The 14,114-nt window shown below is 58.9% G+C and carries 11 protein-coding genes; 7 read left to right on the top strand and 4 right to left on the bottom strand.

The window, feature by feature from the left end:
- Positions 1-24 precede the first annotated feature (24 nt).
- The gene (locus ACM1ZW_RS15630; RefSeq protein ID WP_017336829.1) at positions 25-1,374 is read right to left on the bottom strand and encodes a spinster family MFS transporter; all 1,350 of its coding nucleotides are present in this window, start codon (positions 1,372-1,374) and stop codon (positions 25-27) included.
- A gap of 287 nt (positions 1,375-1,661) precedes the next feature.
- Between ACM1ZW_RS15630 and ACM1ZW_RS15625 the strand changes: the two genes are divergently transcribed.
- Complete coding sequence (locus ACM1ZW_RS15625; protein WP_416738859.1) at positions 1,662-3,944, top strand: putative bifunctional diguanylate cyclase/phosphodiesterase; 2,283 nt, start codon at positions 1,662-1,664, stop codon at positions 3,942-3,944.
- Here ACM1ZW_RS15625 and ACM1ZW_RS15620 read toward each other — a convergent pair.
- Entirely contained in the window at positions 3,835-4,731 is an 897-nt protein-coding gene (locus tag ACM1ZW_RS15620) for an NAD(P)-dependent oxidoreductase (RefSeq protein WP_414884907.1), read from the bottom strand. The two genes, ACM1ZW_RS15625 and ACM1ZW_RS15620, sit on opposite strands and share 110 nt — an antisense overlap.
- 197 nt (positions 4,732-4,928) lie before the next feature.
- Between ACM1ZW_RS15620 and ACM1ZW_RS15615 the strand changes: the two genes are divergently transcribed.
- Complete coding sequence (locus ACM1ZW_RS15615) at positions 4,929-7,124, top strand: hypothetical protein (RefSeq protein WP_017336826.1); 2,196 nt, start codon at positions 4,929-4,931, stop codon at positions 7,122-7,124.
- 299 nt (positions 7,125-7,423) lie between these two features.
- On the opposite strand, the gene ACM1ZW_RS15610 is transcribed toward ACM1ZW_RS15615, so the two are convergent.
- The gene (locus ACM1ZW_RS15610; protein ID WP_017336825.1) at positions 7,424-7,729 is read right to left on the bottom strand and encodes a DUF2288 domain-containing protein; all 306 of its coding nucleotides are present in this window, start codon (positions 7,727-7,729) and stop codon (positions 7,424-7,426) included.
- A 339-nt stretch (positions 7,730-8,068) separates the two neighbouring features.
- Between ACM1ZW_RS15610 and ACM1ZW_RS15605 the strand changes: the two genes are divergently transcribed.
- The 5 genes from ACM1ZW_RS15605 (at position 8,069) to ACM1ZW_RS15585 (ending at position 13,071) form a co-directional block, all read left to right on the top strand.
- Complete coding sequence (locus ACM1ZW_RS15605) at positions 8,069-9,196, top strand: branched-chain amino acid ABC transporter substrate-binding protein (protein ID WP_017336823.1); 1,128 nt, start codon at positions 8,069-8,071, stop codon at positions 9,194-9,196.
- Between the two features lie 232 nt (positions 9,197-9,428).
- Positions 9,429-10,352: a high-affinity branched-chain amino acid ABC transporter permease LivH gene (livH, locus tag ACM1ZW_RS15600; RefSeq protein ID WP_017336822.1), complete on the top strand. Its 924-nt coding sequence runs from the start codon at positions 9,429-9,431 to the stop codon at positions 10,350-10,352.
- Positions 10,349-11,605 (top strand): high-affinity branched-chain amino acid ABC transporter permease LivM, encoded by a 1,257-nt coding sequence (locus ACM1ZW_RS15595; protein WP_017336821.1) that lies wholly within the window; start codon positions 10,349-10,351, stop codon positions 11,603-11,605. The genes livH and ACM1ZW_RS15595 overlap by 4 nt, the downstream gene beginning before the upstream one ends.
- Positions 11,602-12,369, top strand: coding sequence for a high-affinity branched-chain amino acid ABC transporter ATP-binding protein LivG (gene livG, locus ACM1ZW_RS15590; protein ID WP_017336820.1), 768 nt, complete (start codon positions 11,602-11,604; stop codon positions 12,367-12,369). Before ACM1ZW_RS15595 ends, livG begins: the two co-directional genes overlap by 4 nt.
- The gene (locus ACM1ZW_RS15585) at positions 12,370-13,071 is read left to right on the top strand and encodes an ABC transporter ATP-binding protein (RefSeq protein WP_017336819.1); all 702 of its coding nucleotides are present in this window, start codon (positions 12,370-12,372) and stop codon (positions 13,069-13,071) included. It abuts the gene before it with no gap.
- 98 nt (positions 13,072-13,169) lie between these two features.
- Here the strand turns inward: ACM1ZW_RS15585 and ACM1ZW_RS15580 are convergent, their stop codons facing one another.
- Positions 13,170-14,078 (bottom strand): LysR family transcriptional regulator, encoded by a 909-nt coding sequence (locus tag ACM1ZW_RS15580; protein ID WP_414879550.1) that lies wholly within the window; start codon positions 14,076-14,078, stop codon positions 13,170-13,172.
- Positions 14,079-14,114: the final 36 nt, after the last annotated feature.

The raw sequence follows: 14,114 nt of genomic DNA, 5'->3' as shown, positions 1-14,114 counted from the left end.
CCACAGGTTTTCTGTTCGCTCCTGTTATGCGGTGACAGCAGAAACCCCAGGCTCAACCACCGCCACCAACCCTTCCTTCATCCGCTTCGCATCCCGCACAAAACACCGCGATGCCAGAAACAGAAACACCATCGTCAGGAACAGCGCTACCGGGATCAGGTACATCGCGTCATGCAGCCCGACGGCCTTGAACGCTTCGGTCATCTGCCCGGCACCAGCCGCCAGCATGGCCGTGTGCGCAAAGTGATCGGACAGAGCGCCCACCACCACCGGCCCCAATCCACCGCCGAGCAAATACAACCCGGCAAAGAACAACGCCATGGCCGTCGCCCGCAGGCGAGGTTCGACCACGTCCTGAATCGCCGTGTAGACGCAGGTATAGAAGTTGTAGGCAAATAACCAGCCGACGCTGAACACCGCCACGAATACCCCGATTTCGATCCGTCCCGCATGCAACGCCCAAGCCGTACACACCGTCGAGATGATCAGGCTGAACGCTGCAAACAGCAGTCGTCCATTGGCCACGCGCTGGTGAATCTTGTCCGCGACCCAACCACCCAACGTCAGGCCGAACAGCCCCGTCACACCGACGATGACGCCCGTTGCCACGGCGGCCTCATGCAAGGGCATCAGGAAATAACGCTGCAACATCGGCACCAGGAAGGAGTTGCAGGCATAGGTGGCGAAGTTGAAACACAACCCCGCCATCACCAGCCAGAGGAATGTCGGCACCGCCAGCACCCGGCGGATCGGCCGGTCCACACGCTCCTGCGAAACCTGCACACTTTCGGCCGCGCCGCGTTTCGGCTCCTTGATGAAAAACATGAAGATCGCCAGGACAAGCCCCGGCACTGCCGCGATGAAAAATGGTGCACGCCAGCTATCGAATGCCTTGACCATCCAGCCGATGGTGAAGAACGCCAGCAGCAGGCCCAGTGGCAAGCCCAGCATGAAAATGCCCATCGCACGCGCGCGGCGATGGGCCGGGAACAGGTCGCCGATCAATGAATTGGCGGCGGGTGCATAACTGGCTTCACCAATCCCGATGCCCATGCGCACGATCAGGAAACTCCAGAAACTGCCCACCAGCCCGTTGACGGCGGTCAGCGCGCTCCACGCTGCCAGGCCCCAGCCCATCAGTTTGGCCCGCGAGCCGGTATCGGCCATCCGCCCCAGAGGCAGGCCGGCAATTGCGTAGACGATGGTGAATGCAGTCCCGATGATCCCCAGTTGAAAATCGCTGAGGCTCCATTCCATTCGGATCGGCTCGATGATGATGGCGGGAATGGTGCGGTCGAAGAAGTTGAACAGATTGGCCAGGAACAGCAGGAACAGAATGCGCCAGGCATTCGCCGCTTGGGTCGAGTTCTGCATGGGTCCGTCTCTTTTATTGTTATTGGGGCTTCACTGCCGATGCATCCGAGCCCGGAACCTGCAATCTAGTCAGGCCCGCCAGAGCTGTCTGTAATTATTCGTAAAGCTGATACCGCCCCATGGAACCCGGCGCGGTGCATGCAACAATTTATGTCTAAGCAATCCAAAACTCATTCCAAAAAGATCGAAATCAATATGCCACTACGGCTTGCGGCCTTTCTATGAGTTCTATACTCCCAAGCATTCGCCAGCGTGCATGACGCGGCCAGGACAAGACGAGGAATGCTATGGAGTGGCTTGGTTTGCGTTTTATTACCGAGCTGACCGCAAACGGGCAGGTTTTCCTCAATTGCACACATGACCCCTTTCTGGTGCTACTGGCCTATCTGGTCGCCTGCGTGGGCGGTTTCGCCACACTGGACATGGCCGAGCGAGTCGGTCATTCGGAAAATCCCGCCTCTCAACGACTCTGGCGCTGGGTGGGTTCCGCCTGCCTGGCAGGCGGGATCTGGGCCATGCATTTCATCGGCATGCTGGCGTTTCAGGCGCCCGTCGAGATTAACTACGAACTGCCCATCACCATTGCCTCTCTGCTGATTGCACTGTCCGCCTCGTGGCTGGCGATGCTCGTCCTCAGTCACCCTCACCTGAACATCTGGCAATACGCCCAGGCTTCGATCTGCATCGGGCTGGGCATCGCCACCATGCATTACGTGGGCATGGCGGCCATGCGTTCGAATGCGATGACCTATTACCAGCCGGCGCTGTTCACCCTCTCCATCGTGATCGCCATTGCCGCCAGCTTCGCGGCACTGTTGCTGTCGAGTCGCCTGCGCGATGGCTCTGGCACGACCCATCAATTGGTCAAGTTCAGCGCCAGCCTGGTACTCGGGGCAGGCATTATCAGCATGCATTTCACCGGTATGGCCGCCTTCAACCTGGTGCTGCCAACCGGCAGCCCGCTGACACTGCCCGGTGACAACAATCACCTGCAACTGGGGCTGACGGTGGCGGTGATGACGCTGCTGATCATCGGCAGCAGCATCAGCGCGGCATTGGCGGACAAGAAACTGCAACACAAGGAACGCGACCTGCAACGGGTCAACAGACTGCTCGGCCAACTGGACCAGGCACGCCTGTCGCTACAACACGTGGCGAACTATGACGCGTTGACCAACCTGATCAACCGGCGAGGCTTCAACCAGATCTTCGCCGAAAGGCTGCTCCAGAAAACCAATGAAGGCGGCATGCTGGCGGTGATGTTTCTCGACATCGACCATTTCAAGCGAATCAATGACAGCCTCGGCCATGATGCCGGCGATGAACTGCTTAAAGTCCTGGCCCAGCACATCAAGGGTTCGGTACGCGGCCACGAAAATGTGGTGGCGCGCTTCGGTGGTGACGAGTTCTGCCTGCTCATCAGTCTGCGCGATCGCGAAGAAGCACGGCACATGGCCCAGCGCATCATGCTGAAAATGAAGGAGCCGATCGAGCTGTCAGGGCGGCGCATGGTGATGACCACGAGCATCGGTATCAGCCTGTTTCCCGACGATGGCACCACTTGCGAAGAACTGCTCAAACACGCCGACCTGGCGCTGTACCAATCCAAGGGCAACGGTCGCAATGGTCTGAATTTCTTCAGCTCAAACCTGAAAACCCGTGCCACGCTGGAATTGCAGCTGGAAGAAGAGCTGCGCCAGGCCCTCAGCGAAAACAGCGGGCTGGTGCTCCACTACCAACCCGTCCAGGACCTGAAAACCGGCCAGGTCAGCAAGCTTGAAGCCCTGGTCCGCTGGCAACATCCGGTTCACGGACTGCTGGCGCCGGACCGCTTCATTGCCATTGCCGAGGCCAACGGCCTGATCGCCGAGCTGGACAACTGGGTCCTGCGCAAAGCCTGTGAGGACTTGGCCACATTGTCGCGCGAAGGCTGTGAAACCCTGCATATCGCGGTGAACTGCTCGCCCCTGAACCTGGCGCGTGAAGAGCTGGCCACTGAAATCGAACAGGCACTGTGGGCAACCGGGATTGCGCCGCAGCGCCTGGAACTGGAAGTGACCGAGAACGCACTGATGAACAACATCGCCGAGACGCTGGTGTTGCTGCGCCAGATTCGCGCCCTCGGCGTTTCGCTGTCGATCGACGATTTCGGCACCGGCTACTCATCGCTGGCTTACCTCAAGCGCCTGCCGCTCAACACGCTGAAGATCGACCGCTCGTTCCTTCAGGACATCCCCAATGCGACCCAGGACATGGAAATTGTCCAGGCGATCATCGTCATGGCCCACACGCTGCATTTGCAGGTCGTCACCGAAGGCGTCGAAACCCCCGAGCAATTCGCGTTTCTGGAGCGCAACGGCTGCGATTTCGTGCAGGGCTTCCTGCTCAGTCGCCCGGTGCCGCTGACGGAGTTGCGTCCTGTGCTGGACGAGATCAACCAACGCAAACATACGCGCGGGTTCACTCCTTTGAATCTGGCTCGCGGTACAGCTGCACTAACGTTGACGGGTCCTTTTGCAAAAAGCCCTGAGCCCCATGCAGGCGCATCAGTTGCGCAGCCAATCCGCTGACTGGCGTGGCCGAGCCCTGTTCACGGGAAAATTTCACCGCGGTGTCGAGGTCCTTGAGCAGCGTGCGCACGTGCCATTTCACGGGTTCGAAGCGGCTTTCGGCCATTTGCGGGGCGAGGATCTGCAAGGGTCGGGAATCGGCAAAACCACCTGCCAGGGCTTCGGCGATCAGGCTGGCCTGCACACCGGAACGCTCGGCCAGCGCCACCACTTCGGCGATGACCAGGGCGTTGCAAGCGACAATCATCTGATTACAGACTTTGGTCACCTGCCCCGCCCCGACCGCGCCCATATGGGTGACGCGCTGGCCGAGGTTCAGCAGTACAGGCATGACACGCTCAAGGTCCGCCGCTTCGCCGCCCACCATGATGGCCAGGCTACCAGCCTCGGCACCGACCACACCGCCGGACACCGGAGCGTCCAGCCAGCTCATGCCGGTCTGGCTGGCCAGCCGCGCTGACATTTCCCGCGTCGCGGTGGGTTCCAGGCTGGAAAAATCCACCAACAGCTGGCCGCTTCTCCCACCCTCGGCAATCCCGCCCGGACCAAACACCACCTCGCGCACCACTGGCGTGTCCGCCAGACACAGCATCACCACCTCCGCGTGCCGACAGAGTTCGGCGGGCGTCTTCACCTGCCGCGCTCCTGCTTCTACCAAAGGCGCGCACTTGTCCGGATTACGGTTCCACACCGCCAGCGGATAGCCCGCCGCCAGCAAGCGCCGACACATCGGCAAACCCATCAGGCCGATCCCGGCAAAACCCAACGAAGGTAGCGTTGACATCATTTGGCCTTCTTTTCGATTAAAGATCGCCAAATATTGGCCGATTCATCATGACTAAGGAAAGGATTCCCCCGAGTGATGCTCAGGCCACCCCCTGACGCTTGGGCCAATGACGCGCTGAAAACAAGACGCGAGAACCCATCCGTGACGGTTCGACGACAGTAGTCGCCCGACCGACCAGCCCAGGTACATGGCGCACAATGACTTCCAAAAACAATCCGGCCACTGCGATATCCGATCTGACGCTGAGCCCCGCGGCGAACAGCCCCGCACCGTCGAAGCCATTGACGCCGTCGCGCCCGCTGGCGACTCAGCAATACCTGTACTTCACCGAAACCAACACCGACCGCATCCTCGATAACCTCGACGGCCTGCGCGACCTGGTATTCCCGCGCCCGCCGCACCTGGAAGGCGATAACGAGCAACACAGCGACCAGGAATTCCCGTCGGTGTGCCTGATCGGCCTCGGTCGCTGCGGCTCGAACATTGCGCTGGACGTCGCGGAGCTGGTGTACAACGCGCGCAAGTTCTACCTCAACGAATTCAACAACGAAGACCGCCTGTCGCCGGACAAACGCTACGCCGAAAAGGGCTACAGCCCGGCCCAGTGGATCCGCAACAACCTGCGCCTGGGGACGAACAAGGCCACCAAACCGGTGTTCCTGGTCGAGCCGCTGGTGATGCTCGGCGACCTGGACAAAGACATCGCCGGTCGCATCCGTTTCTCGCGCAAGGGCGAAAAAAGCGGCTTCCTGCGCGACTACAGCAAAATGAAAATCATGGACTTGTCGGAAGTCCACGCCGGTGGTGCCGGTAACGCGCCGATCCTCGGCCAGTACCTGGCCAAGATCATCCTGAACAAGGACACCCAGCGTTTTTCCAGCCCTGACTGGAAGATGATTCACTCGTACCTGATCGACAGCTGCGGTATCAAGGCCAACCAGTCGCGCCTGTATTTCTCGATCTTCAGTGCCGGCGGCGGTACCGGTTCGGGCATGGCGTCGGAATTCGGCCTGGCCCAGCAGCACTCGTACATGAACAAAACGTTCGACACCAAACCGATGGACGAGCATGACGGCAAGAGCGGTCATTCCTTCGTCTTCGAACCGATCTTCACCAGCGGCATTTGCGTACTGCCGAACATTTCCGATCACCGCAGTGAAATGTCCGAGGCGCTGCACATCAACGCCGGTCGTCTGCTGTGCAAATACCTGTCGGAAGAGTGGGACTTCTCCTACAACTTCGCCAACGAAGACAGCAGCGAAGCGAGCGTGATGGGTCGTATCCGCCCATGGAACGCCATGATGCTGATCTCCAACGACATCATGCGGTATGCCGAAGAAAGCGATGACGGCAACATCCAGAACATCGACGTCAACGCGATGGAAAAGCACGCCAACCAGTACATCTCGCAGCAGATCTTCAACATCCTGACGGCGCAGGCGGTCACGACCGACTACGACCAGAACTATTTCCGTCGCGCCGGCATCGACATCGGCGAGACCATTCGCCTCGACGCCAACGACCTGTTCATGAGTCTGGCTGGCCCGGTGGCGATTGCCTACGCCGAATCCGTGGTACCGGAAACGCCGCCACCGAGCAGCGACAAGTTCAAGGTGTTCGAAAAAGAACCGCAGCGCCTGAACATCGATGACCTGTTCTTCCGCTCCATCGACCTGCCGCACTTCAATAAAGTCACCCAGGCCATCGAAGGCATCAGCCTGTTGCCGATCGAATCCAAGCGCTATCGGGCGTCGCTGGAGCAGTACAAGAATTCCGGTTATGACGCGGCCGCGTTGCACGACCTGCACTTCTTCAAGAACTGCTCGTCGGTGGTCTCGATCGTGTCCCTGCCCAAAGACTACAAACTGTCCTACATGGACCTGAACCGGTTGAAGACTCACCTCAACAGCCTGTTCCCGAACACCACGCTCAAGCGCTACGCGCTGGTGATCGGCGCGTCGGCCAACTTGTCGCTGACCACATTGATCGCCAAGAGCCCGTGCCTGTCGGACGATTTCCTGACGCTGATCGTCGCGTTCATCAAGCGCTGCTTCGCGAAGAACCCGTACCGCTTCGACGATACCCTGGATAACTCGATCCTGGACTTCATCATCAATGAAGAGTTCGACGAAGACCTGATCGACGACTTGCTCAACGAGTTCGAAAACCCGGCGAAGATTCTCGATACCAACTGGTATGCGATCAAACCGATGTACGAGAAGAAGTACCGCGAGCTGATCAGCGACAAGGACAAGTTTGTCTCGATCAACGACATTCGGCTGTCGCGTGATTGCGTGAAGAAGGCGATCAAGTATCTGCGCGAGATCTACCGTCACCGGATCGGCAAGACCAAGGTTATTTCGCTCAATAACCATACTGGTAAAACCTTCTAAAACCGCGTCGCGCCCAATCGCGAGCAGGCTCGCTCCCACAGGGATCGCATTTCTTCTGAAGAAACGCGGTTAACTGTGGGAGCGAGCCTGCTCGCGATGGCGGCGGCACATTCACCACGAAATCCAACATCCAGAAACAATTAAGCAGCCCATCGGCTGCTCAATAAACTGTTCCCGTTACGTTTACGTCACCGTGATGCTGGCCACGCCTGTGGCCTTTCTCTACGGCAACATGCCATCACGCTACTCGGCTACACACTTTTGTTCGGCGAACTCGCGCACTCATTCGGTGCAGAGATTCACTTCGTCGCCCTTTCCTGGATCATAATCCACGGCGAAACCACCACTGCCCACAGCTCCGGGTCACGTTCAAAAAGATCCAGCGCCCGCGTTTCAGACAGCTTGGCGACCTCGTCGGCGGCCAGCCAGGCAGCCACTTTCTCACCGTCATCGGTCGCTACAGCCTCCGCCGCCGCAATCAAATCCAGCTCAGGACTGACCCACAATAGGGCACCCTTGGCGAAGAACGGCTCCAGCTCTTTCCAGGTAATAGATGCGGTTTCACCAAGCAGCTTGGCATAGAGGGTGCTAGGTTCTTGAGTCATGGGTCCTGTCCGGAAAAGAAATCGACGTGGATGATAACGTTGGTGGTCTGGCAGAAAAACCCGGAAGCAATTGAGTCGCCGATTGAAAACTGCAGGAAAGCCAAGGATTGCTGATATTTCAGCTGAAGCCCCCGCCGCAATTCTGTCTTTTTCTTTCAAAAAAGCGACACCCCCTGATTTTGCCCCCTGGCGCCAGCTTCCCAGGCTAACAATCGGCGCTCTACACTGTACCGGTACAGTTGCCGGGGGCATTTTCCGGAGGATGTCGAAGATATCTGACCCGGTTCTGCTGCTACGGCGCCAGGACTATAAAAACTACAACAGTAAGAGTGGAGCACTATGACTAAGGCTACTAAGCAGATTTCCAAACTGTTTGCCGCTATGGTTCTGGCCGGGGTTGCCAGCCATTCGTTCGCAGCTGACACCATCAAGATCGGCATCGCCGGCCCTAAGACCGGTCCTGTAGCCCAATACGGCGACATGCAGTTCAGTGGCGCCAAAATGGCCATCGAACAAATCAACGCCAAGGGCGGCGTAGACGGCAAGAAACTCGAAGCCGTTGAGTACGATGACGCCTGTGATCCAAAACAAGCTGTGGCTGTCGCGAACAAGGTCGTCAACGACGGCGTCAAGTTCGTGGTCGGTCACCTGTGCTCCAGCTCCACTCAACCGGCTTCGGACATCTACGAAGACGAAGGCGTGATCATGATCACCCCGGCTGCCACCAGCCCGGACATCACCAACCGTGGTTACAAAATGGTGTTCCGCACCATCGGTCTGGACAGCGCCCAGGGCCCTGCCGCCGGTAACTACATAGCCGATCACGTAAAACCGAAAATCGTTGCTGTCCTGCACGACAAACAGCAATACGGTGAAGGCATCGCCACCGCCGTTAAACAGACCCTCGAGAAGAAAGGCACCAAGGTCGCCGTGTTCGAAGGCATTAACGCCGGCGACAAGGACTTCTCCTCGATCATCGCCAAGCTCAAGCAAGCCAACGTCGACTTCGTCTACTACGGCGGCTACCACCCTGAGCTGGGCCTGATCCTGCGTCAATCCCAGGAAAAAGGCCTGAAAGCCAAGTTCATGGGTCCGGAAGGCGTGGGTAACGACTCCATTTCGCAGATCGCCAAGGATGCTTCCGAAGGTCTGTTGGTCACCCTGCCGAAATCCTTCGACCAGGATCCGGCCAACGTTGCCCTGGCTGACGCCTTCAAAGCGAAGAAAGAAGACCCGAGCGGTCCGTTCGTATTCCCGGCCTACTCGGCTGTGGAAGTGATCGCTGAAGGCATCAAGGCTGCCAAGTCCGAAGACACCGCCAAAGTGGCTGCTGCCATCCACGCAGGCACCTTCAAGACGCCTACCGGCGACCTGAGCTTCGACGACAAGGGCGACCTGAAAGACTTCAAATTTGTGGTTTACGAGTGGCACTTCGGCAAACCAAAAACTGAAGCCAAGCCTCAGTAAGGCGTTGCCTGACTGACTGCCAATAAAGCCCACGGCGTGCCGTGGGCTTTGTTTTACGAACGTATTGGGCCGCGCTGGCGTGATCCGCCAGTCTCCCCACCTGAAAATCTCAAAACCGTCATCAGCGGTTCGCTGGCAAACCTCGCGTTCGAAGTGGATGCAGATCCACGGGGCTCGAGCGGGAAAATGACTCCACCAGTGAAATGCGTATCAGGTTTTTAGGAGCGCTGTAATGCCTGACATCTATCACTTCTTCCAACAGCTGGTTAATGGTCTGACCATTGGCAGCACGTATGCCCTGATCGCCATCGGCTATACGATGGTTTACGGCATCATTGGAATGATCAACTTCGCCCACGGCGAGGTGTACATGATCGGCTCCTACGTGGCGTTCATCGCCATCGCCGGGCTGGCCATGATGGGACTCGACAGTGTTCCGCTGTTGATGACCGCCGCTTTCCTCGCGACCATTGTCGTGACCAGTGCCTACGGTTACAGCATCGAACGGATCGCCTACCGCCCCTTGCGCGGCAGCAACCGTCTGATCCCGCTGATTTCCGCCATCGGCATGTCGATTTTCCTGCAGAACACGGTTCTGCTGGCGCAAGACTCCAAGGACAAATCCATCCCCAACCTGATCCCCGGCAACTTCACCATCGGGCCAGGTGGCGCACATGAAGTGCTGATTTCCTACATGCAAATCGTGGTGTTCGTGGTGACGCTGGTCGCCATGGTCGGCCTGACGCTGTTCATCTCCCGCTCTCGCCTGGGTCGCGCCTGCCGCGCCTGCGCCGAAGACATCAAGATGGCCAACCTGCTGGGTATCAACACCAACAACATCATCGCCCTGACCTTTGTCATCGGTGCCGCACTGGCCGCCATCGCCGCCGTGCTGCTGAGCATGCAATACGGCGTGATCAACCCGAACGCCGGTTTCCTCGTCGGCCTCAAGGCCTTCACCGCAGCGGTACTGGGCGGTATCGGCAGCATCCCGGGCGCCATGCTCGGCGGGCTGGTGCTTGGGGTCGCGGAAGCCTTCGGTGCCGATATCTTCGGCGACCAGTACAAGGACGTCGTGGCGTTCGGTCTATTGGTTCTGGTGTTGTTGTTCCGGCCAACCGGCCTGCTGGGCCGTCCGGAGGTTGAGAAAGTATGACTAGGAATCTTAAACAGGCGTTGTTCAGCGCCTTGCTGGTGTGGGCGGTTGCCTACCCGGTACTCGGTCTGAAACTGACCATCGTCGGTATCAACCTGGAAGTCCACGGCACCAGCACTGCAACGCTGATCACCATCGCCGTGTGCTCGGTGCTGATGTTCCTGCGGGTGTTGTTCGATCAGCAGATCAGCTCGGCCTGGCGCTCTTCGCCAAACATGCCGTTGATGCCGGCCAAGGCCAGTAACTTCCTGACCCTGCCGACCACCCAGCGCTGGATCATCATTGCGTTGATCGCCGGTGCCCTGGTCTGGCCGTTCTTCGGCTCTCGCGGCGCGGTGGACATCGCCACCCTGGTGCTGATCTACGTGATGCTCGGCCTCGGCCTGAACATCGTGGTCGGTCTGGCCGGCCTGCTCGACCTCGGTTACGTCGGTTTCTACGCCGTCGGGGCCTACAGTTATGCACTGCTGTCGCATTACTACGGCTTGAGCTTCTGGATCTGCCTGCCGATCGCCGGCCTGATGGCGGCCACCTTCGGCTTCCTGCTCGGCTTCCCGGTCCTGCGTCTGCGCGGTGACTACCTGGCGATCGTGACCCTGGGATTCGGTGAAATCATCCGTCTGTTCCTGCGTAACCTCACCGGCCTCACCGGTGGCCCGAACGGCATCAGCAACATCGAGAAACCAACGTTCTTCGGTCTGACCTTCGAACGTAAAGCAGCCGAAGGCATGCAGACGTTCCACGAGTACTTCGGCCTGGAATACAACTCGATCAACAAGGTGATTTTCCTCTACCTGGTTGCGCTGTTGCTGGCCCTCGGCGCCCTGTTCGTCATCAATCGTTTGCTGCGCATGCCGATCGGTCGCGCATGGGAAGCGTTACGTGAAGACGAAATCGCCTGCCGTGCACTGGGTCTCAATCCTACGGTCATCAAGTTGTCGGCCTTTACCCTGGGCGCCAGCTTCGCCGGTTTCGCCGGCAGCTTCTTCGCCGCCCGTCAGGGTCTGGTGACGCCGGAGTCCTTCACCTTCATCGAATCGGCGATCATCCTCGCCATCGTCGTGTTGGGTGGCATGGGCTCGCAACTGGGCGTGATCCTCGCGGCCGTGGTGATGATCCTGCTGCCTGAAATGATGCGTGAGTTCAGTGAGTACCGCATGTTGATGTTCGGCGCCTTGATGGTGCTGATGATGATCTGGCGACCTCAAGGCCTGCTGCCCATGCAACGTCCTCACATGGAGCTGCGCAAATGAGCCGCGAGATCCTTAAAGTCGAAAATCTGAGCATGCGCTTCGGCGGCTTGCTGGCGGTCAACGGCGTAGCCCTGACCGTGAAGGAAAAACAGGTGGTTGCGCTGATCGGCCCCAACGGCGCCGGCAAGACCACCGTGTTCAACTGCCTGACCGGTTTCTACAAACCGAGCGGCGGCAGCATCCTGCTGGACGGCGAGCCGATCGAAGGCCTGCCCGGCCACAAGATCGCCCTCAAAGGCGTGGTGCGTACCTTCCAGAACGTGCGGTTGTTCAAGGACATGACCGCGGTCGAGAACCTCTTGATCGCGCAGCACCGTCACCTGAACACCAACTTCCTGTCCGGTCTGTTCAAGACGCCGGGGTTCCGCAAGAGCGAACGCGAGGCGATGGAATTCGCCGAGTTCTGGCTGGACAAGGTCAACCTCACGGCGTTCGCCAACCGCCCGGCCGGCACCCTGGCCTACGGTCAGCAACGCCGCCTGGAAATCGCCCGTTGCATGATGACCCGTCCGCGGATCCTCATGCTCGACGAACCGGCCGCCGGCCTGAACCCGAAGGAAACCGAGGACCTCAAGGCGCTGATCAGCATGTTGCGTGAAGAGCACAACGTCACCGTGCTGCTGATCGAACACGACATGAAACTGGTCATGAGCATTTCCGACCACATCGTCGTGATCAACCAGGGCACGCCTCTGGCCGACGGCACGCCGGAACAGATCCGCGACAATCCTGAAGTGATCAAAGCCTACCTGGGGGAAGCGTAAATGCTGCAATTCGAAAACGTTTCCACCTTCTACGGCAAGATCCAGGCCCTGCACAGCGTCAACGTCGAAGTCCGTCAGGGCGAGATCGTGACCCTGATCGGTGCCAACGGCGCCGGCAAGTCGACCCTGCTGATGACCCTCTGCGGTTCGCCGCAAGCCCACAGCGGCAGCATCCGCTACATGGGCGAAGAGCTCGTCGGCCAGGACTCGTCGCAGATCATGCGTAAAAGCATTGCGGTCGTACCGGAAGGTCGTCGGGTGTTTGCCCGTCTGACCGTGGAAGAGAATCTGTCCATGGGCGGATTCTTCACCAACAAGGGCGATTATCAGGAACAGATGGAAAAGGTTCTCGGACTTTTCCCACGTCTGAAAGAACGCTTTGCCCAGCGCGGCGGCACCATGTCCGGCGGCGAACAGCAAATGCTCGCCATCGGCCGTGCGCTGATGAGCAAGCCCAAGCTGTTGCTGCTCGACGAGCCATCGCTGGGCCTGGCACCGATCATCATCCAGCAGATCTTCGACATCATCGAGCAACTGCGCAAGGATGGCGTGACGGTGTTCCTGGTGGAGCAGAACGCTAACCAGGCGCTGAAAATCGCTGACCGCGCGTACGTTCTGGAGAATGGCCGGGTGGTGATGCAAGGCACCGGCGAAGCGCTGCTGACCGACCCGAAAGTGCGCGAAGCGTACCTTGGTGGTTAAGCGTTTGCGGTAAACAAAAAACGGCCTGCGGGCCGTTTTTTTATGCCTGGCACAATCTCACCAACAATGAAGCCCCTTGTGGGAGGCAGACATTATCGTTAAAGCCTGTCCAGTGCCTCCCCACTGCGCTTGAACCACCCAATCAAATAATCCGCCAGCACTTGCGTGCGCTTGGGCAACCCACCCTGATACGGATGCACCAGGTACATTGGCATGCGACGTGTCTGATAGTCACGCAGGAGCCAGCGCAAACGCCCGTCAGCCAATTCCTTTTGCAGCAGGTAGGACGGCAGACGCGCAATACCCGCGCCACCCAATGCGGCTTTCTTCAACAGGCTGTAGTAGTTGCTGGCGAACGGTCCCGACACCCGCACGCGCAATAACTCGTGCTGCTGGTGATACAACCATTCTTCACGGCCGCTGTAGTGACTGTTGAGTAAACACTGATGTTCGGCGAGTGCCTGCGGCGTCAGCGGTTCGCCGTGCTGCTCAAGGTAGGCCGGGCTGGCGCAGGTCAGTTCGTGCCAGGCCAACAGCGGCCGCGCCACCAGACGCTCGTCATTGCCCACATCGGAACGCACCGCCAGATCAAAACCGTCCCGGGACAAATCACGGTAGTTGTTGTCGAGGTCGAGTTCGATCTGCACTTCGGGGTACTGGTGGGAAAACTCCAGCAACAAGCCATCGAAGAAGGTTTCCCCCAACGAGACCGGTACCGTCATCCGCACCGGCCCGGCCATGTCGTCCTTCAACCGTGCCAATGCCTGACGCGCCCTTTCCACTTGCACCACCAAGGCCTGAGCCTGCGGCAACAGCGCCGCCCCTGCCGCCGTCAGACTCAAGCGGCGGGTGGTGCGTTGCAACAGCACCACCGAAAACCGCGTCTCCAGCAGGCTGATGCGCTTGGACAACTGGCCTTTGCTGCAACCCAGTTGCTGCGCCGCCAGGGTGAAACTGCCCGCTTCGATCAACACCGCAAACGCCGCCAGATCATCCATCTCGCTCATGGATTGTTTCCATTTGAAAACCAAAGGTTGCCTATT

This window comes from Pseudomonas sp. NFX71 (assembly GCF_048079215.1).
In the GTDB taxonomy this organism is placed as follows: domain Bacteria; phylum Pseudomonadota; class Gammaproteobacteria; order Pseudomonadales; family Pseudomonadaceae; genus Aquipseudomonas; species Aquipseudomonas fluorescens_B.
Note: the sequence above shows the minus strand (reverse complement) of the source record. Positions and strands in the feature narration are given on the sequence as shown.